Genomic DNA, 22,647 nt, shown 5'->3' with positions numbered 1-22,647 from the left:
CGACGCTTTTCCTATGCGATGATCGGCCGGAGGTCGCCGAGGATGAGGGAGTGCTGTGAAGCCGTACCCGTTCACCGCCGTTGTGGGGATGCCGGATCTGCGCCTGGCGCTGGTGCTTTCCTCCATCTCGCCCGCCGTCGGCGGGGTGCTGGTGCGCGGGGAGAAGGGCACGGCGAAGTCGACGATGGTGCGCGCGCTGGCCGGTCTGCTGCCCGGCGTCGACGTCGTGGACGCGTGCCGGTTCTCCTGCGACCCCGTCGAGCCCGATCCGGCCTGCCCCGACGGGCCGCACGCCGAAGGCCCGCCCGCGCACCGCCGTCCCGCGCGTCTGGTGGAGCTGCCGGTCGGCGCGGCCGAAGACCGCGTGATCGGCTCGCTGAACCTGGAACGCGCGCTCGCGGACGGCGTCACCGATTTCCAGCCCGGTCTGCTCGCGGCCGCGCATCGCGGGCTGCTGTACGTGGACGAGGTCAACCTCCTGCACGACCACCTGGTCGACACGCTGCTCGACGCCGCCGCCATGGGCCGCGCGACCGTCGAGCGCGAGGGTGTTTCGGTGTCGCACGCGGCCCGGTTCGTCCTGATCGGCACGATGAACCCCGAGGAAGGCGAGCTGCGGCCGCAGCTGCTGGATCGCTTCGGGCTCACCGTCGAGGTCGCGTCCAGCCGGGATCCCGAACTGCGGGTCGAGGTCGTCCGGCGGCGGCTCGCCTACGAGGCGGATCCGGACGGATTCGCCGGCCAGTACGCCGCGGCCGACGCCGCACTCGCCGCGGACATCGAGGCGGCACAACGACTTCTGCCGTCGGTGAAACTGCCGGACGACGCGCTGCGGCAGATCGCCGAGGTCTGCGCGTCCTTCGAGGTCGACGGGATGCGCGCGGACATCGTGACCGCGCGGACCGCGGTCGCGCACGCCGCCTGGGCCGGGCGCACCGAGGTGACCACCGACGACGTCCGGGTCGCGGCCCGGCTCGCGCTGCCGCACCGCCGTCGCCGCAATCCCTTCGACGCGCCCGGGATCTCCGAGGAGCAGCTGGAACAGGCGTTGCAGGACGCCGAACCCGAAGGCCCCGGTCCCGACGACGACGGCCCCGGCTCGGGGACTCCGCCGGAGGGCGGCGAAACCTCAGGCCCGCCGCCGTCGGAGGACGGCGCGCAGGAGCCGTCGGGCGGCGGCAAGAGCGGCGGCGACCAGAAGCCGGTCGGCGCAGGGGAAGCCTTCCGCGCCAGGCGTTTCGAGGTGAAGGGCACCGGCGAGGGCGCGGCCGGACGGCGGTCGCGGGCGATCACCGACAACGGCCGGACCATCGGCGTCCAGCCCGCCGGGACCAAGGACGGGCATCCGCATCTGCTCGCGACCGTGCGGGCGGCCGCGCCGCATCAGCGTTCGCGCGGCCGCAGCGGCGCCGGGCTCGTGGTGCGGCCCCAGGATCTCCGGTTCGCGCGGCGGGAAGGGCGCGAGGGCAACCTGGTGCTGTTCTGCGTCGACGCGTCCGGCTCGATGGGCGCGCGCCAGCGGATGCGCGAGGTCAAGACCGCCGTGCTGTCGCTGCTGCTCGACGCGTACCAGCGCCGGGACAAGGTGGGCCTGGTGACCTTCCGCGCCTCGGGCGCCGAACTCGCGCTCCCGCCGACGATCAGCGTCGACGCCGCGGCGTCCCGTTTGGACGGTCTCGCGACCGGCGGCCGCACGCCGCTGGCCGAAGGACTCCTCGAAGCGGCAAGGGTGCTGCGGATCGAAGCGGTCCGTGATCCGTTGCGGCGCCCGCTGCTCGTCGTCGTCACCGACGGTCGCGCGACCAGCGGTGCCGACGCCGTCCAGCGCGCACGGCAGGCGGCCGGGCTGCTGGCCGGGAACGTCACCTCGATCGTGATGGACTGCGAGAGCGGGAAGATGCGGCTCGGGCTCGCCGCCGAACTGGCGGAACACCTTGGCGCGGAACACGTTCCGGTCGCCGAGGTCGCCGCCGACACCCTCGCGGGCGCCGTCCGCGCGCATATCTCCGGAAAGGCGGCGTAATGCCACAGGGCAAACCGGAAACCGTGCCGAACGACGGCCTCACCACCCGCCAGCGGCGCAACCGCCCGCTGCTCGCCGTGCACACCGGCGAGATGAAGGGCAAGTCCACGGCCGCGTTCGGGATGGCGCTGCGCGCGTGGAACCAGGGCTGGTCGATCGGCGTGTTCCAGTTCGTCAAATCGGCGAAGTGGCGCGTCGGCGAGGAAGCCGCGTTCCGCGCGCTGGGCAAGCTGCACGAGGACACCGGCCAGGGCGGCGCCGTCGAGTGGCACAAGATGGGCGAAGGCTGGAGCTGGGCGCGCAAATCCGGTTCCGAAGAGGATCACGCCGCCAACGCCCGTGAGGGCTGGGCCGAGATCAAACGCCGTCTCGCCGCCGAAACCCACGACTTCTACGTCCTCGACGAGTTCAGCTACCTGCTCAAATGGGGCTGGCTCGAAGTCGACGACGTCGTCTCGACCCTGAGTGAACGCCCCGGCCATCAGCACGTGGTGATCACCGGCCGGTACGCGCCGCCGGAGCTGATCGAGGCGGCGGACCTGGTCACCGAGATGACGAAGGTGAAGCATCCGATGGACGCCGGGCAAAAGGGCCAGCGAGGGATCGAATGGTGAACCGCGTGGTCATCGCCGCGCCCGGCTCCGGGCACGGCAAGACCACGATCGCCGCGGGCCTGATGGCGGCGTTGCGCGCGCGGGGGCTGAAGGTCTCCGGGCACAAGGTCGGTCCCGACTTCATCGACCCGAGCTACCACGCGCTCGCCACCGGGCGTCCCCCGCGCAACCTCGACCCGTTCCTCCAGGGCGAGGACCGGCTGATCCCGTTGCTGCGGCACGGTTCCGCCGGTGCCGACATCGCGGTGATCGAAGGCGTGATGGGCCTGTTCGACGGGGCGCTCGGCACCGAGGGCTACGCGTCGACCGCGCACGTCGCCCGATTGCTGGACGCGCCGGTGGTGCTCGTCGTGGACGCGTCGGCCGCGTCGCGCAGTGTCGCCGCGACCGTGCTCGGGTTCGCGCAGTACGACACCCGCGTGCGGCTCGCCGGGGTCATCCTCAACAAGCTGGGCTCGCAACGGCACGCGGACGAGATCGTCACCGCGCTGGAAGCGACCGGCGTCCCGCTGCTGGGCACGTTGTACCGCAACGAAGAGATCCACGCGCCCAGCCGTCACCTCGGCCTGGTCCCGGCGGCGGAACGGGCGAGCGAGTCCGAACGCCTGCTGCCTGAGTTGGCCGCGTGGATCAGCGAAGGGGTGGACCTCGGCGCGATCGTGCAGGTCGCGCGGTCGGCTTCGCGGCTTTCGGGGGAGCCCTGGCGGCCTCCGTTCTCGTATGAGGGGCGGCGGTCGGTCGTCGCCGCCGCGGCCGGTCCGGCGTTCACCTTCCGCTACACCGAGGCCGTCGAACTGCTCGCCGCCGCCGGTGTCGACGTCGTCGACGTGGATCCGTTGCAGGACAAGGAACTTCCCGAAGGCTGCGCCGGGCTGTACTTCGGCGGCGGGTTCCCCGAGGTGCACGCCGAGGAGCTGTCGGCGAATCTCCCGCTGCGGACGGCGATCGCGCGGGCCGTCGGCGACGGAATGCCCGTCGTGGCCGAATGCGCGGGGCTGCTGTACCTGTGCCAGGACATCGACGGGCTGCCGATGACCGGCGTCCTCGACGCGTCGGCCACCATGACGAAACGCGGAAAACTCGGGTACCGCAAGGCTTTCTCGCCCGCCGACAGTGTGCTCGCGGTCGCCGGGCAACGGGTCACCGGGCACGAATTCCACCGTACGATCGTCGAACCCGGCAGCGGCCCGACCCCGGCCTGGGGCTGGGACCGCACTCCCGACGGGTTCGCTTCGGCGTCACTGCACGCGTCGTATCTGCACGTCCACTGGGCGGGCTATCCCGAACTCGCCGAGCGGTTCGCCGCCGCGGTGCACGCCCATGGCTGACTACGATCTCTGGCACCACGGCGATCGCGAGGTCGGCGAAGGTCTCGTCGATCTGGCGGTCAACGTCCGCCTGCCTGCGCCGCCCGCGTGGCTGCGCGCCGAACTGGCGGCGGCCCTCGACGACCTCGCCGCCTACCCGGACGTCACCGCCGCCACGGCCGCGGTCGCCGCCCGGCACTCACTGCCCGAGTCCCGGGTCTTGGTGACCTCCGGCGCCGCCGAGGCCTTCACGTTGCTGGCCACGGCGTTGCGCCCGTCGTATGCGGTGGTCGTGCACCCGCAGTTCACCGAACCCGAAGCCGCCCTGCGCGCGGCAGGCCACGCCGTGCACCGGGTGGTGTTGTCGCCGGACGACGGCTTCCGGCTGCGCGACGTGCCGGAAGAAGCCGATCTGGTCTTCGTCGGGAACCCCACGAATCCGACCTCCGTGCTGCATCCGGCCGCGGACCTGCTCGCGCTGGGCCGCCCGGATCGGCTGGTCGTCGTCGACGAGGCCTTCCTCGACGCCGTCCCCGGCGAGACCGAAAGCCTCGCGGGGCGACCGGGTTTCGCCGTTCTCCGCAGCCTGACGAAGACGTGGGGGATCGCCGGGCTGCGCGCGGGATACGTGCTGGCGGACGAGTCCGTTGTGGACAGTCTGCGCGCGGTGCAGCCCCCGTGGTCGGTGTCGTCACTGGCCGCCGTCGCCGTGGAGGCGTGTTGCCGCCCGGCGGCGCTGGAGGAAGCCGAGAAGCTGGCCGTGGCGGCGGAAGCGGACCGGGAGTACCTGGTTTCCGGCCTGACCGCGCTGGGTGTCGAGGTGCTCGGGGAGCCTCGGGGGCCTTTCGTGCTCGTACGGCTCCCGGGTGCCGACGGCGTCCGGGAACGGTTGCGGGAGAACGGTTTCGCCGTCCGGCGAGGGGACACCTTCCCGGGTCTGGACGCCCGGTACCTGCGGATCGCGGTGCGGGACCGGGAGACGGTGGATCGGTTCCTGGCCGCGCTGGCTGTTTTCGCTCCAGCGCAAAGGCGTGGCCCGGAGGACCGCGAGGGCGAATAGTCCCAGGCACTGCATCCCGATTCGAAGCAGGAGGGGAAACTTATGCGTGCCATGGGGAAGATGATGAAACGCGTCGTCACCGGAGCGGGCGTCATCGCCGCGGTGGGGCTCGCCGTTCCGGGCACCGCCGTCGCGGACGAACGCGCCGGGGACACACCCGACGGATACCGGACGAAGATCTCGAGTCCGGTGGCCACGTACGGCTGGGTCGAATGGAACGACTACCGCGACAGCGACCACGGCGACGACATCGACAACTTCTACGTCCAGGACAACTGGGGCGACGGGCTGTCGATCGAACTGCGCGTCTACTGGAAGGGCAAGACCTACACGGCCCACGCCTACGGCGGCGAGACCAAGAAGATCGACATCGGGAACGTCCCGAACAACGAGAAGGTCTACTGGCGGGCGTGCGGCTGGAACAACAACCAGGAGATCGGCTGCTCCTCGAAGTACTCGTTCCAGGAGTAGCCCGGAGCTTCGGCTCAGGTCGCGAAAGCCACTTTCGGGACACAAGACGTCCCCGAAGCGGCTTTCGCGACACAAAGTGTCCGGCCCGGCCCGCTCCGGATGGTTGGATGGGCGAGTGAACTTCGTGATCGGCGTCTTCGATCTCTTCGCCTACACCATCCCCGGCGCGCTGTACGTCGCGTTCTTCGGCTACCTCGGGGCGAAGCTCCACATCCTGACGGCGGCGAGCGTCGGCGGTGTGCCGACGGTGGTGCTGGTCGTCGTGATCGTGGTGCTGAGCTTCCTGCTGGGTTATCTGGCCTATCCGCTCGGGGAGGCGCTGGAGCGGATCGTGCCGCGCAGGCGGAACCGGGACGCGGCCCAGGATTTCGTCCGCCGGATGCCCGCCGCGAAGGACCGCCCGTTCCTGAAGGAGAACCCGCATCTCCTGCTGTGCGCGCTGCAACTGCACGACAAGGAGGTCGCGGCCGATGTCACGCGGCTGCGCGCGTCCGGGCTCATGGTGCGCAACTGCGCGCCGCCACTGCTGTTCGGCGCCATCGCCGCGATCGTGGACATCTTCGCGGGCAAGCACCCGTTCGTCGCCGCCGTCGTCGCGGTGCTGCTGCTGTTCTCGTCGCTCACTTTGGTCTCACAGGGCCGGAAGCTCGGCCTCTGGGCCGGGATGAAGACCTTCGAACTGTGCTTCTGGCTGCCGGAGATCGACGAGAAACTCGCGGTTCCTCAGAACGACAAAGCCAGCAAGATCCCCGCGACGGCGACCTCCACGCAGCCCCCGAGCACGTCCCCGGTGATCCCGCCCAGCCGCTGAACGCACCGCGCCAGCAGCGCCGACGCGGCCAGATAGCCCAGCGCCACCGCGACCGGCCCTTGCCACCACGGCAACACCAGCGCCGCCGCGCCCGCCAGTACGGCGAAAACCGCGGCCGCCGCCCACACCGGCACCGAACCGGCGACGGTCGCGCCCAGCCCTTCCGGCCGGGCCGACGGGACACCGCGCGCACAGCACAGCGAGAGCACCCCGCGTCCGGCGACGACCGCGACGGCGGCCGCCGCGATCCCGTGCCCGGCCGAGATCGCCCCGGCCAGCGCGCCGGCCTGGACGAGCAGCACCAGCACCAGGGTCGCGATCCCGGTCGGCCCGGAATCGCCGCGCCGCATGACCTCCAGCGCCCGAGCCCGGTCGTACGACGCGCCGAGCCCGTCGGCGGTGTCGGCGAGCCCGTCCAGATGCAGCCCGCGGCTGCCGAGCGCCACCGCGCCCAACGCGAGCGCCGCCGACGCGAACGCGGGCAGGCCGATCAGCTCGCCCACGAAGACGATCACCGCGGCGACGGCCGCGAGCGGCACGGCGGCCGGCGGGCCGAGCACCATCGCGCCGCCCGCCACCCGCCGGTCGATCACTCCCGGTGCCGGCACCCGGACGGTGGTCAGGGTGCCGACGGCCATCTTCAGCGCGTCGGCGATCAAGCCAGATCCGCCAGCAGGCCCATGTCCGCGAGGATCGCCCGTGCCGCCCTCAGCGTCGGCACCGCCTGCACGGCGCCACTGCCTTCGCCGAGCCGCAGCCCGAGGTCGAGGATCGGCTCCAGGTCGAGCGCCTTCAACGCGTACGCCTGCGACGGCTCGGTCGACCGGTGCCCGGCCAGCCACCACCGCTCGGCGCCCGGCGCGATCTCGCGGGCGACCACCGCCGCGGCCCCGGAGAACACGCCGTCGAGCAGCACCGGAACCCCGCGAACCGCCGCCTGCACGAGAAAGCCCGCCGTCGCGGCGAGACAAGCGCTGCCGAGCGCGGTCAGCAACGTGAAGGGGTCCTTCACCGCACCGGACCTGATCAACGCGGCTTCGACGACCGCGAGCTTCCGTTCCCGCCGCTCCTCGTCGATCCCGGTGCCCGTACCGACGACGTCTTCCGGGAAAAGGCCGAGCAGCGAGGCGACCACGGCCGCGCAGACCGTCGTGTTGCCGATCCCCATGTCACCCGGGATGAGCAGATCCGCGCCGCCGTCGATCTCCTCGTCCGCGATCGCCAGCCCGTGCTCGAACGCCGTCCGCGCCTCGCCCTCGGACAGCGCGTCCTCGACGTCGATCGCGCCGGACCCCCGCCGGACCTTGTGCGCGGTGACCTCGGCGGGCACGTCCGCTCCGTCCCAGTCCACGGCGATGTCCAGCACCCGCACCTTCGCCCCGGCCAGCCCGGCCAGCACGCTGACGCCGCTCTTCCCGGCGAGGAACACCCGGACCATCGCCGCGGTGACCTCGCGCGGATACGCCGACATCCCGGAGACCCCGTGGTCCCCGGCGAAGACGACCACCCGGACGTCGTCGAGCGGCCGCGGCGGGACGGCTCCGTGCGCCGCGCTCAGCCAGGCGGCCAGATCTTCGAGCCGTCCGAGGGAACCGAGCGGCTTGACCAGTCCGTCCAGTCTGGCGCGTGCGGCGGCTTCGGCGGCGGCGTCCGGGGCGGGGATGGCGAAAGGCATGGGCAGGCTCCCTAAGGCAGGTCGAGCATCCGTCCGGCGACGACCAGCACGGTCCGGTCGGACACCGCGGACACCCGGTTGTTCAGCGCGCCCAGCACATCACGGAACACGCGTCCGGACACCGTCGCGGGCACCACACCGCTGCCGACCTCGTTGCTGACCGCGATCACCGGCACGTCGGCCTGCGCCCACGCCGCCAGGAAATCCTCCAGCCGGTCGTCGAGCCGCCGCTCCCAGCCGGTGCGCTGCTCCCAGGCGCCGACCTCGTCGAGCACCCGGCTGATCCACGTGCCGAGGCAGTCGATGAGCAGCGGATGCGTCGCCGTGCGCAGCACCGTGGCCAGGTCGGTGGTCTCGACCGTCTTCCAGTGGCCCGGCCGCCGCGCGCGGTGCGCGGCCACCCTGGCGGCCCATTCGGGATCTTCGGCGCTCGGCGGCAGCCCGGGCGCGACGTAGGTCAGGTGCGGGTGACGGGACGCGAGCCGCTCGGCGTGGTGTGACTTCCCAGAGCGGACGCCGCCCAGTATCAGCACCTTGCCGTCGTCGCGCGAATAGCGGCGAAGTGCCCGCGCGAGGGTCTCCAGAACCCTCGCGAGGCGATGCGTCAGCTTGGTCATACCCCGCATTCTCGTGCACGCGCTACCGTTCGCCACGTGCCACTCCGACAAGCCGCCACCGCAGCCGGGCTCGTGACCGGTTACGTCGCCGACGCCGTGTTCGGAGATCCACGGAAGAGGCATCCTGTCGCGGGCTTCGGCCGCGCCGCGCAAGCCCTCGAACAGCGGATTTACGCCGATTCGAAGGTGCGGGGCGCCGCGTACACCGCGGTCTGCGCGGGCACCGTCACCGGATTGGGGGTCGCGGCCCAGTTCATCACCAGGAAGCGCCCGTTCGCGCGGTTCGCGCTCACCGCGGCGTCCACCTGGGTGGTCCTGGGCGGCAAGGGGCTCGCGGCCGAGGGCACGCGCATGGCCCATCTGCTCGACGACGGCGACCTGCCCGGCGCCCGGAAGCGGCTTTCGCATCTGTGCGCCCGCGACGCCACCGGCCTCGACACCGAACAGCTCGCCCGCGCGACCACCGAGTCCATCGCCGAGAACACCTCCGACGCGGTCGTCGCGCCGCTGCTGTGGGGCGCGGTCGCCGGGATACCCGGGCTGCTGGGTTACCGCGCGCTCAACACGCTCGACGCGATGGTCGGCTACCGATCGCCGAAGTACGCCAACTTCGGCTGGGCGTCGGCGCGGACGGACGACCTGGCGAATCTGGTGCCGTCCCGGGTCGGCGCGGCGCTCACCGTGGCGTCGGCGCCGCTGGCGGGCGGCTTCGCCAAACCCGCGTTCCGGATCTGGCGCCGCGACGGGAAGCACCATCCGAGTCCCAACGCGGGTCAGGTCGAGGCCGCCTTCGCGGGCGCGCTCGGAATCAGGCTGGGCGGGACGAACAGCTACGGCGGCCGCACCGAACGCCGCGGCGTCCTCGGCGACGGCCGCGAGCCGGAACCGGTGGACGTGCGCCGCGCGGTCCGGCTGTCGAGGGCGGTCGGGCTCGCCGCGCTCGCCGTCGCGGTGGCGGTCGCGCGGTGAGCGGCCTGCTCGTCGCGGGGACGACGTCGGACGCGGGCAAGAGCCTGGTCACCGCCGCGTTGTGCCGCTGGCTCGCGCGCCGGGGCGTGCGGGTCGCGCCGTTCAAGTCCCAGAACATGTCGAACAACTCGATGGTGTGCGCGGACGGCGCCGAGATCGGCCGCGCGCAATGGCTTCAGGCGCGGGCGGCCCGCGTCGAACCCGAAGCCGCGATGAACCCGGTGCTGCTGAAACCGGGGAGCGATCGGCGCAGCCATGTCGTCGCGCTCGGGAAACCGTTCGGCACGCTGGAAGCGGGGGAGTACGCGACGGGACGGGCCGGGCTCGCGGAGATCGCCTTCGACACGTTCTCTTCGCTGCGAAAGCGTTTCGACGTCGTGCTGTGCGAAGGCGCGGGCAGCCCGGCCGAGATCAACCTGCGCGGAGGCGACTACGTCAACATGGGGCTGGCTCGGCGCTTCGGCTTGCCCGTGGTCGTCGTCGGCGACATCGACCGCGGCGGCGTCATGGCCGCGATGTTCGGCACCCTCGCCCTGCTGTCCGGCGAAGACCAGGCGCTGGTCTCGGGTTGGCTGGTCAACAAGTTCCGCGGTGACGTGGGCCTGCTGCGGCCGGGGCTGGAGACGCTGGAGAAGCTCACCGGTCGCGAGGTCTTCGGTGTGCTGCCCTGGCTCGACCAGGTGTGGATCGACTCGGAGGACGCGCTGGCCGCCGCGGGCTGGGGCGCTTCCGGAGGGTCCTTGCGGATCGCCGTCGTGCGTTTCCCGCGCGCCTCCAACGCGACCGACGTCGACGCGCTCGCCGCCGAACCCGGGGTCTCGGTCGCGCTGACCGCCGATCCAGACACGGTCCGTTCCGCCGATGTGGTGATCCTGCCCGGTTCCCGCGCGACCGTGGACGATCTGGCGTGGCTGCGGGCGCGTGGCCTGGCGGACGCCGTGCGCGCGCGGGCCGAGGCGGGACGTCCGGTGCTGGGGATCTGCGGCGGCTATCAGATGCTGGCCGCCGAGATCGAGGACGACGTCGAATCCGGCGCCGGAACGGTGCCCGGTCTCGGGCTGCTGCCGACCCGCGTCTCGTTCAGTGCCGACAAGGTGCTGGCCCGGCCGACGGGTTCGTGGCGCGGACAGGCCGTGGAGGCGTACGAGATCCACCACGGCACCGTGACCGCCACCGGCCCCGCCGAGTCCTTTTTGGACGGATATCGGCGGGGCGCGGTGTGGGGCACGATGTGGCACGGGGCCTTCGAGAACGACGGCTTCCGGCGCGCCTGGCTCGGCGAGGTGGCGGACTGGTCACCGGCCGCCGGGGCGCCAGGGTTCGGCGCGCTGCGGGAGGCCATGCTCGACAGGCTCGCCGACGCCGTCGAAGAGCACGTCGACACCGCCCGGCTCCTGCGTCTCATCGAGAACGGTCCCGACGGCTCTCTGCCGTTCGTGCCGCCCGGCGTCCCCTGACGCGTTTCGTCCTCTGAACGCGGTCCTTGCGCGTGCAACTACCGCATTCAGAGGACGAAACGCTAGGCGGCCTGAACGACCGCCTTGTGCTTCAACGCCTTCTCGGCCAACGCGCCGAAGGTCAGGCCGAGCGCCGTCCAGAGCACCACCTGCGTGCCGACCGACGCGAGCCGGAAGGTCCACAGCGTGGAACCGGGGAACCCGTCGGGAACCTCGTCGATCGACGGCAGCAGCGCCGCCGCCACCGCGATCAGCACGACGTACCCGCCGGCGGCGATCAGACCGCCGCGCCAGGCGCCGAGCCGGTCGGCCAGCTTCCGCCCGAACGCCGCGGCGAGGATGCCGACCAGCAGCGAAAGCGCGACGAAACCGAAGTACAGCGAAGTCCGGCTCCCGATCGTGCCCGCCTGGCCGACCGCGGGCGGATTCCCCGGGTACTTCAGGAACGGCACCAGGAACACGACCACGAACGAGCCACCCGCGAGCAGCGCCGCGGTCACCCGGGGCCGCAGCGTGCCGAGGCGGCCGTAGGTGAAGGCGAACGCGAGCGAGAACAGCCCGCCGACGGCCACGCCGTACAGGCCGACACCCGTCAACAGGCCGACGGTGCTCTGCACGCCACGGGTGACGAGCTCTTCTTCCTCGGCCTCCGCGGGAGCGTGCTCGTGGGCACCGGGCGCGCTGTGCGAATGCGCGGCGGTGCCTTCGAGACCGATGGCGGTGTCGACCGAAGGCTCACCGAAGAAATAGGCGAAAAGGGTCGCCAGGACACCGGCGACCAGGCCCGCGAGCATGCCGCGGACCAGCAAGGTCCTCATCATGGGGCGCGTGCCGCCCTAGTGGCAGGGGAAGGCCAGCAGGTGCCGGCCGTCGTGGACGAACTCGTGGACGTACGAATTCGCGAACACCGACACCGCGCCCTGCTCGGCGCTGACGAAATACAGCGTGATCAACGAAAGGAGGATGACGAGCACCGCCCAGGGCAGGATCTCGCGGACGGGGATCCGGACGGGGACGGGTACTGCGGCTACCGCTTCGGACATGGCGGTGGGACCTCCTCGGGCTAGCGCGGCCTCTTCAGGGGTGTCACGACGGCTCCGGGTCTGGCTTCCCCGATGGCTCGGAGTCACAGTGGCGCGACCGCGCGGATTCTCACCGCGTTCCGGGTGCCGTCGTCTGGCCGGTCGAGCGTAGGTCGCGGTGAAGCGTCCGGTCAATGTGACGGAACCCGATCGGCGCAGGCCCGTTACCGGGCAGCGGGCATCCGCCGATCGGTTGATGGCGGCTCCCCCGAAGTCAGCCGCGATCATGGCCACGCGGTTGATTCGGCGGACCCCCACCGCGCGGGATGGTCTTCGTATGGCAATCATCGAGGCGAACGGCCTGGTCAAGCGCTACGGCGACCACACCGCGGTGGACGCGGCAGCCTGCCTCGGGACCGCTCTCGCAGCGGGAACCGGAGGTCTTGGAGCTGATCGCCCAAGGTTCGACGAACCGCGAGACGGCGAAGCGGCTGTTCATCAGCGAAGACACACCTGCTCCCCAACGGGGCGCATGTCAAAATCCAGCTATGACACCTGCGGTGGCGGCACTCGATGTCGGCGGAACGTCCATCAAGGCGGCCCTGTACGACGCGGATCTGAAGGACCTGGCCAGCTTGCGCGAGCCGACGGCGCGCGGAGCGGACGGCGAGGCCCTCGCGGATCAGGTCGCCCGGATCGTGGAGACCCTGGGCAAGCAGGCGGGGACCGGTACGCCGGACGCCGTCGGCGTGGTCATCCCCGGCATCGTCGACGACGTCGAGCGGGTGGCCCGGTTCTCGGCGAACCTCGACTTCCGCGACGTGCCGTTCGGCGAGATGCTCGACAGCAGGCTCGGGCTGCCGTTCGCGTTCGGGCACGACGTCCGTGCCGGCGGGCTCGCGGAGTTCCGCGTCGGCGCGGGCAAGGGCTGCACCGACGCCGCCTTCATCCCGGTCGGCACCGGGATCGCCGCCGCGCTCCAGCTCGACGGGAAGCTGTACGCCGCGGGCGGGCAAGGCGGCGAGATCGGGCACATCGACGTCGGCCACCGGCTGCCGTGCGGCTGCGGGGCGACCGGCTGCCTGGAGGCGATCTCCTCCGCGTCGGCCATCGCCCGCCGCTACAGCGAGCACACCGGCAGGCCGGCCGAAGGCGCCGAGCAGGTGGTCGACGCCGCCCGCCACGGTGACGAGGCCGCGATCTCCGTGGTCAACGACGCGCTGGAGGGGCTCGGCCACGGCATCAAGACCCTGGTCACCCTGCTCGCGCCCGAAGTCGTCGTCCTCGGCGGCGGCCTGTTCACCGCGGGCGACTACGTCCTCGAACCGGTGCGGGCCTGGCTGGCGGCGAACCTGCAGTTCCAGCGGATGCCCGAACTGCGGATCGCTCGGCTCGGCGACGAGGCGGGCAGGCTCGGTGCGGCCTTGCTGGCGCTGGACCGGCTCAAGCCTTGACCACCCGCACGCCTTCCTCCTCGAAGGCGTGCACCCGCTCGGGATCGGCGCGGCCGTCGGTGACGAGCACGTCGACGTCGGCGGTCGCGCAGATCTTCGCGAACGCGTGACCGCCGAGTTTCCCGCTGTCGGCGAGGACGACGACCTGCCGGGCGCGGGCCGCCATCAGCCGGTTCGTGCTCGCGTCGCCCTCGTGGTGCGCCTGCGCGCCGTGCACCGGGTCGAAGGCGTCCACGCCGAGGAACACCAGATCCAGCGAGATCTGGTCGAGGAACAGCTGCGACAGCGGCCCGGACAGGTCGAACGACTGCTGCCGCGCGACCCCGCCGGTCACCACGATCTTGATATTGGGCCGCACGGCGAGTTCGTGGGCGATGTTGAGCGCGTTCGTCACCACGGTGAGTGACGGCCCGCCGGTCGGCTCGCCCATATCCGGCCGGGTCGCGAGCGCGCGGCCCACCTCGGTGCTCGTCGTGCCGCCGTTGAGCCCGACCACCATGCCCGGGTCGACCATCCTCGCCGCGGCGGCGGAGATCCGTTGCTGTTCCGGTGCGTTGCGCGCGGCCTTGTGCCGTAACGGAAGGTCGTAGGCGACGTTGCTCGCGACGGCGCCGCCGCGGGTGCGGACCACGAGATTGCGGCCCGCCAGGTGATCGAGATCCCGGCGGATCGTCGCGGGGGAGACACCGAGTTCGCCCGCCGAAACCTCGACGTCGACTTTTTCCCGCTCTCCCACCATGTCCAATAAAGCCGTCAGCCGTTCATGCCGATTCATCACCAGCTCCCTCCCCGAAGCGCGATGTCGCTTACCGCATCGGACAAAGTACTACGCGTCGCGATTCGGCCGTAAAGAAGGGAGAAAGCGGGCGCCGGCCACCCCCAGTATGACCGGCGCCCGCCAGATCAGTTCTTCCCGCCGAGCCCGCGCAGGAACGCGAGTGACGGCATGAAGAAGTAGTCACCACCCTTCAGTGTCACCGCCTGCGGGATCGGATCCGCGGTCACCGTCCGCGTACCGGCCCATTCCGTGGTGTAGACCGATTCCGGACGCGGGCCCTGGCCGATGACCGGATCGAGGCCCGGCGGTTTGACCCCGTCGGCCGGGATCGGGAAGCCCGGATTGTTCGACCAGGTCGCCTGCGTGAACTCGAACTGGTTGCCCAGCGCCGAATTGAACGCCATGAACAGCAGGCCGACCCCGCCGCTGGGCCGGGCGGACGGTGGCAGGTCGGCGTTCGGGTCGTCGGCCCGTTCGCCGTACGGCACGCCTCGTCGCGCCATCAGGTGCAGCCGTTCCTGCGGCGGTGGTTCCGCGCCGCCGCTGCCGCGCGGATTCGTTTTCCGGATATGCGCCTGGAAGGGACATTTGGCGCCGGCGATGTCGTTTCCGTAATCGAAGTTGTTCGGTACCGGGCTTTCCGCGCCCTCCTCGCGTTGCGCGGTCAACGGGGTGCCGTCCTCGAACCGGCCGACGATCATCGCGCCCGCCCGTTCCCGGTCTTCGCCGACGAGCCCCAATTGATCGGCCAGCGCCGCTTCCGACTGCTTGAATCGCCGTACGTTCTGCTCCAATTTGCGGAAAACGAAGTAGCTGCCGAAGTGGACTCCGGGATCGGGTGCCGCGTGATCCGGAACGAGCACCTGGTTCAGCGGGGCGGCCGGATCCCAGACGCTGATCCCGTCCGTTCCCGTCTTTTCCGCGTGGATGTCCTCGACCAGGAAGAGCGGCTGGCTCCGGCCGTCGACGTAGCCGAAATGCTCGATACCCTCTCCGTCGGCGTTCACCCGGCCGAATCCGGTTTCCTCGGCGACGACGGAAACGGTCGGCGGAATCAGTGCGAGAACCGCGTTCCGGCGTGCGGCCATCGGGGCGTCGGCGCCGTCGCCGATGATGACGACGGCGTGGATCTCGTCGTGGTATCCGCTGTCGAACGTGGAGCGGGGCGGGTCGTTCAGCTTCTCGCGGGTCTCCTGCGCGCGCATGCCCAGCCGGAAGGAATCATCTTGCGGTGCCTCGATTTTCAGGAACCGGTAGCCCGCCGAGGTGAGGCCGGTGCCGACGTAGGGCGTCCCCTTCACGCCTTCGGTCTTGAAGCGCTCGACCTCGGTCAGGTGGGTCTTCGCGGACTTCATCAGCGGGACGAGCGACGCGAGGAACCTCATCGCGCTCGTGGTCTCCGAAAAACGCAGGAAAAGCGCGGAAAAATGGTCACGGGCGTGCGCTTTCAGGATGTTCGGCTGTAGTTCTTCGAGCATCTTCGCGGCATCGCCGGTGGCGGTCTTCCATTCCAAGGGCACGGTCAGATCGACGGACATATCAAGGAACCCCCTCCTTGGGAACCCGTCCGGCGGCCCCGGCAGGTCTTGCCGGTCCCCGCCGCCGACGGGACTTACACCCTTGATACAACCGATACCGAAACCTTGCTGTCATCACCCGCAAGTACACTCTTTCGGCGGTTCTTTCACTCAAAAGAACCAATGCGCCGATCACGCCCCGCGTTCAGTCCTCTGCTTGCGGTGGTTGCACGCGCTGACGACGTAGGAAGGCGCCTGATCGCGAGAGACGCCGGCGCTGCCGGGGAGTGACGCGAAGGCCGACGCGTATCGCAGAAGTGCCGTTTCAGGAAGACTGCCACACCCGAAGCGAAGGGGACTTTACCCGCATCAGATGCGGGTAAAGTCCCCTTCACCCCGGCCTTGGTACGCCGCCGGAATTCTTCAAGACGTCTAGGTGAGCGGCCGATCGGTCGGAGCGATCGGGGCGGGCAGCACGTCCCGTCCGGTGAGGAACGCGTCCACCCCGGCCGCGGCCGAGCGGCCCTCGGCGATCGCCCACACGATGAGCGACTGGCCCCGGCCCATGTCACCCGCCACGAACACGTTGTCGACGCTGGTCTTGAACGCCTTGTCGCGGGCGACGTTGCCGCGCTGGTCCAGCTCGACGTCGAGCGACTCCAGCAGGCCCTCCCGCTCCGGGCCGACGAAGCCCATCGCGAGCAGCACCAGCTGCGCGGGCAGTTCGCGTTCCGTGCCTTCCACGGGGACGAACTTGCCGCCCTCGTTACGCACCTCGACCAGCTTCAGCGCGCGCACCCGGCCGTCGGCGTCGGCGGCGAACTTCTGGGTGTTGACCGAGTACAGCCGCTCGCCGCCCTCCTCGTGCGCGGACGAGACGCGGTAGATCATCGGGTACGTCGGCCACGGGTGCGCGTCCGACCGCGAAAGCGGCGGCTTCGGCATGATCTCCAGCTGCGTCACCGATTTCGCGCCCTGGCGGTGCGAGGTCCCGACGCAGTCCGCGCCGGTGTCACCGCCGCCGATGACCACGACGTCGAGGCCCTCGGCGCTGATCGGCGACACGTCCAGCTCGCCGGCGGCGACGCGGTTGGCGTGCGGAAGGAACTCCATCGCCTGGTGGATTCCGGCGTGCTCGCGGCCGGGGATCGGCAGATCCCGCCACGCGGTCGCGCCGCCCGCGAGGACCACGGCGTCGTAGGACGACTTCAGTTCCTCGACGGTGAGGTCGACGCCGACGTTCACCGAGGTCCGGAATTCCGTGCCTTCGGCGCGCATCTGGTCGAGACGGCGGTCGAGCCGGTGCTTCTCCATCTTGAATTCGGGGATGCCGTAGCGCAGCAGCCCGCCGATCTTGTCGGCCCGCTCGAAGACCACGACACTGTGGCCCGCGCGCGTGAGCTGCTGCGCCGCGGCGAGTCCCGACGGGCCGGATCCGACCACCGCCACCTTCTTGCCGGTGAGCGCCACCGGCTTCTGCGGCGTGACCCAGCCCTCTTCGAAGGCCCGGTCGATGATCGAGATCTCGACCCGCTTGATGGTGACGGGATCGTCGTTGATCCCGAGCACACACGCCGTCTCGCACGGCGCCGGGCAGAGGGTCCCGGTGAACTCCGGGAAATTGTTGGTCGCGTGCAGCCGCTCGGCCGCGTCGCGCCAATCGTCGCGCCAGGTCAGCGTGTTCCACTCGGGGATGAGGTTCCCGAGCGGGCAGCCCTGGTGACAGAACGGGATACCGCAGTCCATGCAGCGCCCGGCCTGCTTCTGCAGCTTCGACGTCGCGAAGTCCTCGTACACCTCGCGCCAATCCATCAGGCGCAGGTCGACGGGACGGCTCTTGGGCGTCTCGCGAGTGGTGGTCAGAAAGCCCTTGGGGTCAGCCATGTGCGGCCTCCATGATCGCCTCGTTCACGTCACGCCCGTCGCGCTCGGCCTTGGCCTGCGCCGCGAGCACGCGCTTGTAGTCCTTCGGCATGACCTTGCCGAACCGGTCGACGGCGGCGTCCCAGTCGGCGAGCAGCGCACGCGCGACGGCGGACTCCGTTTCGTCGTAATGCTTTTCGAGCGCCTCGCGCAGGAAGTCCACATCGGACGAATCCAGCGGGTCGATGTCGACCATCTCCGGGTTGATCCGGTGCGCGGGCAGGTCCAGCACGTAGGCGACGCCGCCCGACATGCCGGCCGCGAAGTTGCGGCCCACGCCGCCGAGCACCACGACCCGGCCACCGGTCATGTATTCGCAGCCGTGGTCGCCGACGCCTTCGACGACGGCCAGCGCGCCCGAGTTGCGCACGCAGAACCGCTCGCCGACCTTGCCGCGGATGAAGATCTCGCCGCTGGTCGCGCCGTAGCCGATCACGTTGCCCGCGATGATGTGCTCTTCGGCGTTGTACCGCGCCACCTTCGGCGGCCGCACGATGAGCCGCCCGCCGGACAGGCCCTTGCCGACGTAGTCGTTGCCGTCGCCGTAGAGCCGCAGCGTGATGCCCTTGGGCACGAACGCCCCGAACGACTGACCGGCGGTACCGGTGAAGGTGACGTCGATCGTGTTGTCCGGCAAGCCTTCGCCGCCCCACCGCTTGGTGAGCTCGTGGCCGAGCATGGTGCCCACGGTCCGGTTCACGTTGCGGACCGGCAGTTCCAGCCGCACCTTGTCGCCGGACGACAGCGCGCCCTCGGCCAGCTGGATCAGCGTGTTGTCGAGCGCCTTCTCCAGCCCGTGGTCCTGCACGGTCTGCTGGTGACGCAGTCCGGCCGGAGCCATGTCGGGCACGTGGAAGATCGGCGTCAGGTCGAGACCGGCGGCCTTCCAGTGGTCGATCGCCTTGCGCTTGTCGAGCATCTCCGCGTGGCCGACGGCCTCGGCGATGGACCGGAAACCCAGCTCCGCCAGGTACTCCCGGACCTCCTGGGCGATGAACTCGAAGAAGTTCACCACGTACTCGGCCTTGCCGCTGAACTTCTCGCGCAGCTTGGGGTTCTGCGTCGCGACGCCCACGGGGCAGGTGTCGAGGTGACAGACCCGCATCATGATGCAGCCGGAGACCACCAGCGGCGCGGTCGCGAAGCCGAACTCCTCGGCCCCGAGCAGCGCGGCGATGACGACGTCACGGCCGGTCTTGAGCTGACCGTCGGTCTGCACGACGATCCGGTCGCGCAACCGGTTGGCCAGCAACGTCTGCTGCGTCTCGGCGAGCCCGAGTTCCCACGGGCCGCCCGCGTGCTTGATCGACGACAGCGGCGAAGCACCCGTGCCGCCGTCGTGCCCGGAGATGAGCACGACGTCCGCGTGCGCCTTGGAAACACCGGCCGCGACCGTGCCGACGCCGACCTCGGACACGAGCTTCACGTGGATGCGCGCGGCCGGGTTGGCGTTCTTGAGGTCGTGGATCAGCTGCGCGAGGTCCTCGATCGAGTAGATGTCGTGGTGCGGCGGCGGGGAGATCAGCCCGACACCCGCCGTGGAGTGCCGCGTCTTCGCGATCCACGGGTACACCTTCGCGCCGGGCAGCTGGCCGCCCTCGCCGGGCTTCGCGCCCTGCGCCATCTTGATCTGGATGTCGTCGGCGTTGACCAGGTATTCGCTGGTGACACCGAACCGGCCGCTCGCGACCTGCTTGACCGCGCTGCGGCGCTCGGGGTCGTAGAGCCGTTCCGGATCCTCGCCGCCCTCACCGGTGTTCGACTTGCCGCCGAGGCGGTTCATCGCGATGGCCAGGGTTTCGTGCATCTCCGCCGAGATCGACCCGTAGGAGATGGCGCCGGTGGCGAACCGCTTGACGATCTCGGAGACCGGTTCGACCTCCTCGATCGGCACGGCGGGCCGCTGCCCGATCTTGAAGTCGAACAGCCCGCGCAGCGTGTACAGCTTCTGCGCCTGGTCGTCGACGGCCTTCGTGTACTCCTTGAAGACCTCGTACTTCCCGGCACGGGTGGAGTGCTGCAGCTTGAACACCGTCTGCGGGTTGAACAGATGCGGTTCGCCCTCGCGGCGCCACTGGTAGTCCGAGCCGGTCTCCAGCTCGCGGTGGTTCGCGCGGAACCCGTCGCGCGGGAACGCGCGGCGGTGCCGCTCGGCGACCTCCAGCGCGAGCGTGTCGAAGCCGACGCCGCCGAGCCGGGAAGTGGTGCCGGTGAAGCAGTTCTGGATGACCTCGTCGCCGAGCCCGACCGCTTCGAAGATCTGCGCGCCGGTGTAGGAGGCCACTGTGGACACTCCCATCTTCGACATCGTCTTGCGGACGCCCTTGCCCAGCGCCTTGATCAGGTTCGCGGTCGCCTGCTTGGCGGTGGCACCGGCGATCAGGCCCTGATCGGCCATCTCCTCGACGGTCGCCATCGCCAGGTACGGGTTCACCGCCGCGACGCCGTAGCCGATCAGCAGCGCGATGTGGTGCACCTCGCGCGCGTCGCCCGCCTCGACGATGAGGCCGACCTGCGTACGGGTCTTTTCGCGCACCAGGTGGTGATGTACCGCGCCGGTGAGCAGCAGCGACGGGATGCCCGCGTGGTCTTCGTCGATCCCGCGGTCGGACAGCACGATCAGCCGCGCGCCCTCGGCGATGGCCGCGGACACCTCGGCGCGGATCTCGTCGAGCCGGCGCACGAGCGCCTCGCCGCCGCCGTGGACGTCGTAGGTGCCCTGCACGGTGACCGCCTGGAACTCCGGCAGGTCGCCGTCGTCGTTGACGTGCACCAGCTTCGCGAACTCGTCGTTGTCCAGTACCGGGAACGGCAGCACGATCCGGCGGCACGACTTCGCGTCGGCCTGCAGCAGGTTCGGTTCCGCGCCCAGCTGGGTGCCCAGCGAGGTGACCAGTTCCTCGCGGATCGCGTCCAGCGGCGGGTTGGTCACCTGGGCGAAGAGCTGGATGAAGTAGTCGAAGAGCAGCCGCGGGCGGCTGGAGAGCGAGGCGATGGGGGAGTCGTTGCCCATCGAGCCGATCGGCTCCGCGCCGGTGCGGGCCATCGGTTCGAGCAGGACGTCGAGCTCTTCCTCCGTGTAGCCGAAGGCTTGCTGACGCCGCACGAGCGCGGCGTGCGGCGGGATCTCGCGCTCACGCTCGGGAAGCCCGTCGAGCGGGAGCAGGCCGTCCTCGACCCATTCGTCGTACGGGTGCTCGGTGGCGAGCTCGTTCTTGATCTCCTCGTCCTCGACGATCCGGCCGGCGGCCGTGTCGACGAGGAACATGCGGCCCGGCTCCAACCGTCCTTTGCGGACGATCGTGGACTGCTCCAGCTCCAGCACGCCGACCTCGCTGGCGAGGACGACGAGGCCGTCTTCGGTGACCCAGTACCGGGCGGGGCGCAGGCCGTTGCGGTCGAGGACCGCGCCGATCTGGGTGCCGTCGGTGAAGGAGACCAGCGCGGGGCCGTCCCACGGCTCCATCAGCGTCGAGTGGAACTCGTAGAACGCGCGGCGCGCGGGGTCCATCTCCTGATGGTTCTCCCAGGCCTCCGGGATCATCATCAGCACCGCGTGGGGCAGCGAGCGGCCGCCGAGGTGGAGCAGCTCCAGCACCTCGTCGAAGGACGCCGAGTCGCTCGCGCCGCGGGTGATGATCGGGTAGATCCGCTTGAGGTCGCCGGGGATCAGGTCGGATTCGAGGAGCGCCTCACGCGCGTCCATCCAGTTCCGGTTGCCGCGCAACGTGTTGATCTCGCCGTTGTGGGCGACGTACCGGTACGGGTGCGCCAGCGGCCACGACGGGAAGGTGTTGGTGGAGAAGCGGGAGTGCACCAGGCCGATGGCGCTGGTGACGCGCTCGTCGGTGAGGTCGGCGAAGAACTTCTCGACCTGCGGCTCGGTGAGCATTCCTTTGTAGACGATCGTGCGCGAGGACAGGCTCGGGAAATAGACGTCGTCCTCGACCAGCTCGTGCTCGGCGCGTTTGCGCACCACGAAGGCGGCGCGTTCCAGCGCCAGGCCCTCCAGTGCGTCGTTTCCGGCCAGGAACAACTGGCTGAAATACGGCATGGTCTCGGCCGCGCCGGTGCCGACGTGTTCGGTGTGGACCGGGAGGTCACGCCAGCCGAGCACGCGCATGCCCTCTTCGGCGGCGACGCGCTGGATGGTCGTCATCGCCCGGCCGCGGGCCTTTTCGTCCTGCGGAAGGAAAGCCGTGCCGACGGCGTAGGCGCCCGGCGCGGGAAGGTCGAAGCCGACGACCTCGCGATAGAACTCGTCGGGGACCTGGATGAGGATCCCGGCGCCGTCGCCGGTCTCCGGGTCGGCGCCGCGGGCCCCGCGATGTTCCAGGTTCCGCAGCGCGATCAGCGCTTTGGCGACGATGCCGTGATCGCGTTTACCGGAGAGATCGGCGACGAACGCGACACCGCAGGCGTCGTGTTCGAACTCCGGGTCGTACAGGCCTTCGGGGGCCTTGCTGCCCTTGTAGCTGGCATGGTGGGTCACGGCTGGCCGCCTCCCAAGGCGTCGGCGCGACCGGTAACACTCCGTTCGGGTGGTTCGGACGTGAACCAGTTAACGGAGTGGTCCGGGACCGCGATGGTCAGTCGAGAGGGAACGATCCCGCCCGCGGAAACGGGGGCAGGCCTCGTAGAGCCGCACTGCACTGGGCGGCCGATGCGCATATCGGTACTGCTGTGCACGTGGGTGCCGCCTGGCCGCTGTGGTGGGTGGCTGGCGGGTACACGTGTTACTCCCGGGTTCGCCGGTCTTATGACGATAGTGTGAAATCGCTGTTATCGACATACGTCGCTTGGTCGGGGTGGGAAATGCCACGCGGGCGTTGACTTCAAACATCATCTGCCCACTGGCTGGAACGACATGTCCACTGAGTGGAGCATTAGCGCTCTGACCTGCGTTTATCACTGCTCGGCTAGTCTGAAAGTGTGACCTGGGTCGCGCG

At 70.3% G+C, this 22,647-nt stretch carries 18 protein-coding genes and 1 pseudogene; 10 read left to right on the top strand and 9 right to left on the bottom strand.

Annotated features, from left to right (window positions below; genetic code table 11):
- The first annotated feature begins 55 nt into the window (after positions 1 to 55).
- The 6 genes from MJQ72_RS32635 to MJQ72_RS32610 all read left to right on the top strand — a co-directional run bounded on the left by MJQ72_RS32635 (position 56) and on the right by MJQ72_RS32610 (position 6,286).
- Entirely contained in the window at positions 56 to 2,023 is a 1,968-nt protein-coding gene (locus MJQ72_RS32635; RefSeq protein ID WP_240594839.1) for a putative cobaltochelatase, read from the top strand.
- Entirely contained in the window at positions 2,023 to 2,637 is a 615-nt protein-coding gene (cobO, locus tag MJQ72_RS32630) for a cob(I)yrinic acid a,c-diamide adenosyltransferase (RefSeq protein ID WP_240594838.1), read from the top strand. The genes MJQ72_RS32635 and cobO overlap by 1 nt, the downstream gene beginning before the upstream one ends.
- On the top strand, positions 2,631 to 3,965 hold the full coding sequence (locus tag MJQ72_RS32625; protein ID WP_240594837.1) for a cobyrinate a,c-diamide synthase: 1,335 nt from the start codon (positions 2,631 to 2,633) through the stop codon (positions 3,963 to 3,965). Before cobO ends, MJQ72_RS32625 begins: the two co-directional genes overlap by 7 nt.
- Complete coding sequence (cobC, locus tag MJQ72_RS32620) at positions 3,958 to 5,004, top strand: Rv2231c family pyridoxal phosphate-dependent protein CobC (protein WP_240594836.1); 1,047 nt, start codon at positions 3,958 to 3,960, stop codon at positions 5,002 to 5,004. The genes MJQ72_RS32625 and cobC overlap by 8 nt, the downstream gene beginning before the upstream one ends.
- A 42-nt stretch (positions 5,005 to 5,046) precedes the next feature.
- A complete protein-coding gene (locus MJQ72_RS32615) occupies positions 5,047 to 5,475 on the top strand; it encodes a hypothetical protein (protein WP_240594834.1) in 429 nt (142 codons plus the stop codon).
- Between the two features lie 115 nt (positions 5,476 to 5,590).
- Positions 5,591 to 6,286, top strand: coding sequence for a hypothetical protein (locus MJQ72_RS32610; protein ID WP_240594833.1), 696 nt, complete (start codon positions 5,591 to 5,593; stop codon positions 6,284 to 6,286).
- On the opposite strand, the gene MJQ72_RS32605 is transcribed toward MJQ72_RS32610, so the two are convergent.
- From MJQ72_RS32605 to MJQ72_RS32595, 3 genes are read right to left on the bottom strand one after another with little or no spacing between them, the layout of a single operon-like run.
- A complete protein-coding gene (locus tag MJQ72_RS32605; protein ID WP_240594832.1) occupies positions 6,199 to 6,945 on the bottom strand; it encodes an adenosylcobinamide-GDP ribazoletransferase in 747 nt (248 codons plus the stop codon). The genes MJQ72_RS32610 and MJQ72_RS32605 overlap by 88 nt on opposite strands.
- Positions 6,942 to 7,961: a nicotinate-nucleotide--dimethylbenzimidazole phosphoribosyltransferase gene (cobT, locus tag MJQ72_RS32600; RefSeq protein ID WP_240594831.1), complete on the bottom strand. Its 1,020-nt coding sequence runs from the start codon at positions 7,959 to 7,961 to the stop codon at positions 6,942 to 6,944. Before cobT ends, MJQ72_RS32605 begins: the two co-directional genes overlap by 4 nt.
- 11 nt (positions 7,962 to 7,972) lie before the next feature.
- Positions 7,973 to 8,578 carry a bifunctional adenosylcobinamide kinase/adenosylcobinamide-phosphate guanylyltransferase gene (locus MJQ72_RS32595; protein WP_240594830.1) on the bottom strand — a complete coding sequence of 202 codons (606 nt, stop codon included), beginning with the start codon at positions 8,576 to 8,578 and terminating at the stop codon, positions 7,973 to 7,975.
- Between the two features lie 36 nt (positions 8,579 to 8,614).
- Here MJQ72_RS32595 and MJQ72_RS32590 point away from each other — a divergent pair, with 36 nt between their 5' ends.
- The gene (locus MJQ72_RS32590; protein ID WP_240594829.1) at positions 8,615 to 9,547 is read left to right on the top strand and encodes a cobalamin biosynthesis protein; all 933 of its coding nucleotides are present in this window, start codon (positions 8,615 to 8,617) and stop codon (positions 9,545 to 9,547) included.
- Entirely contained in the window at positions 9,544 to 11,004 is a 1,461-nt protein-coding gene (locus MJQ72_RS32585; RefSeq protein ID WP_240594828.1) for a cobyric acid synthase, read from the top strand. Before MJQ72_RS32590 ends, MJQ72_RS32585 begins: the two co-directional genes overlap by 4 nt.
- A 62-nt stretch (positions 11,005 to 11,066) precedes the next feature.
- On the opposite strand, the gene MJQ72_RS32580 is transcribed toward MJQ72_RS32585, so the two are convergent.
- Together MJQ72_RS32580 and MJQ72_RS32575 are read right to left on the bottom strand one after the other, a co-directional pair.
- Complete coding sequence (locus MJQ72_RS32580; protein WP_240594827.1) at positions 11,067 to 11,825, bottom strand: CbtA family protein; 759 nt, start codon at positions 11,823 to 11,825, stop codon at positions 11,067 to 11,069.
- A gap of 15 nt (positions 11,826 to 11,840) precedes the next feature.
- Positions 11,841 to 12,047: a CbtB-domain containing protein gene (locus MJQ72_RS32575; RefSeq protein ID WP_034312940.1), complete on the bottom strand. Its 207-nt coding sequence runs from the start codon at positions 12,045 to 12,047 to the stop codon at positions 11,841 to 11,843.
- 305 nt (positions 12,048 to 12,352) lie between these two features.
- On the opposite strand from MJQ72_RS32575, the pseudogene MJQ72_RS45235 reads away from it, so the two are divergent.
- Positions 12,353 to 12,526, top strand: a pseudogene (locus tag MJQ72_RS45235) (LuxR C-terminal-related transcriptional regulator); the annotation flags it as partial.
- Positions 12,527 to 12,586: 60 nt separating this feature from the next.
- Complete coding sequence (locus tag MJQ72_RS32570) at positions 12,587 to 13,480, top strand: ROK family protein (RefSeq protein ID WP_240601474.1); 894 nt, start codon at positions 12,587 to 12,589, stop codon at positions 13,478 to 13,480.
- Here the strand turns inward: MJQ72_RS32570 and MJQ72_RS32565 are convergent.
- The 4 genes from MJQ72_RS32565 to gltB all read right to left on the bottom strand — a co-directional run bounded on the left by MJQ72_RS32565 (position 13,470) and on the right by gltB (position 22,190).
- The gene (locus MJQ72_RS32565) at positions 13,470 to 14,255 is read right to left on the bottom strand and encodes a DeoR/GlpR family DNA-binding transcription regulator (RefSeq protein ID WP_240594826.1); all 786 of its coding nucleotides are present in this window, start codon (positions 14,253 to 14,255) and stop codon (positions 13,470 to 13,472) included. The genes MJQ72_RS32570 and MJQ72_RS32565 overlap by 11 nt on opposite strands.
- 128 nt (positions 14,256 to 14,383) lie before the next feature.
- Positions 14,384 to 15,796: a Dyp-type peroxidase gene (locus MJQ72_RS32560; RefSeq protein ID WP_240594825.1), complete on the bottom strand. Its 1,413-nt coding sequence runs from the start codon at positions 15,794 to 15,796 to the stop codon at positions 14,384 to 14,386.
- Positions 15,797 to 16,207: 411 nt separating this feature from the next.
- Entirely contained in the window at positions 16,208 to 17,659 is a 1,452-nt protein-coding gene (locus MJQ72_RS32555) for a glutamate synthase subunit beta (protein ID WP_240594823.1), read from the bottom strand.
- Entirely contained in the window at positions 17,652 to 22,190 is a 4,539-nt protein-coding gene (gene gltB / locus MJQ72_RS32550) for a glutamate synthase large subunit (protein WP_240594822.1), read from the bottom strand. The genes MJQ72_RS32555 and gltB overlap by 8 nt, the downstream gene beginning before the upstream one ends.
- Positions 22,191 to 22,647 lie beyond the last annotated feature (457 nt).

This window comes from Amycolatopsis sp. EV170708-02-1, from assembly GCF_022479115.1.
Taxonomy (GTDB): domain Bacteria; phylum Actinomycetota; class Actinomycetes; order Mycobacteriales; family Pseudonocardiaceae; genus Amycolatopsis.
The sequence above is the reverse complement of the archived record's forward strand: the minus strand, read 5'-3'. Positions and strand labels throughout refer to the sequence as shown.

Bases quoted from the DNA above. Each gene is read 5' to 3' on its own strand.
- MJQ72_RS32555 (WP_240594823.1), bottom strand. From the start codon at position 17,659: ATGGCTGACCCCAAGGGCTTTCTGACCACCACTCGCGAGACGCCCAAG.
- MJQ72_RS32580 (WP_240594827.1), bottom strand. From the start codon at position 11,825: ATGATGAGGACCTTGCTGGTCCGCGGCATGCTCGCGGGCCTGGTCGCC.
- MJQ72_RS32560 (WP_240594825.1), bottom strand. From the start codon at position 15,796: ATGTCCGTCGATCTGACCGTGCCCTTGGAATGGAAGACCGCCACCGGC.
- MJQ72_RS32595 (WP_240594830.1), bottom strand. From the start codon at position 8,578: ATGACCAAGCTGACGCATCGCCTCGCGAGGGTTCTGGAGACCCTCGCG.
- cobT (WP_240594831.1), bottom strand. From the start codon at position 7,961: ATGCCTTTCGCCATCCCCGCCCCGGACGCCGCCGCCGAAGCCGCCGCA.
- MJQ72_RS32615 (WP_240594834.1), top strand. From the start codon at position 5,047: ATGCGTGCCATGGGGAAGATGATGAAACGCGTCGTCACCGGAGCGGGC.
- MJQ72_RS32565 (WP_240594826.1), bottom strand. From the start codon at position 14,255: ATGAATCGGCATGAACGGCTGACGGCTTTATTGGACATGGTGGGAGAG.
- cobC (WP_240594836.1), top strand. From the start codon at position 3,958: ATGGCTGACTACGATCTCTGGCACCACGGCGATCGCGAGGTCGGCGAA.
- MJQ72_RS32575 (WP_034312940.1), bottom strand. From the start codon at position 12,047: ATGTCCGAAGCGGTAGCCGCAGTACCCGTCCCCGTCCGGATCCCCGTC.
- cobO (WP_240594838.1), top strand. From the start codon at position 2,023: ATGCCACAGGGCAAACCGGAAACCGTGCCGAACGACGGCCTCACCACC.
- MJQ72_RS32625 (WP_240594837.1), top strand. From the start codon at position 2,631: ATGGTGAACCGCGTGGTCATCGCCGCGCCCGGCTCCGGGCACGGCAAG.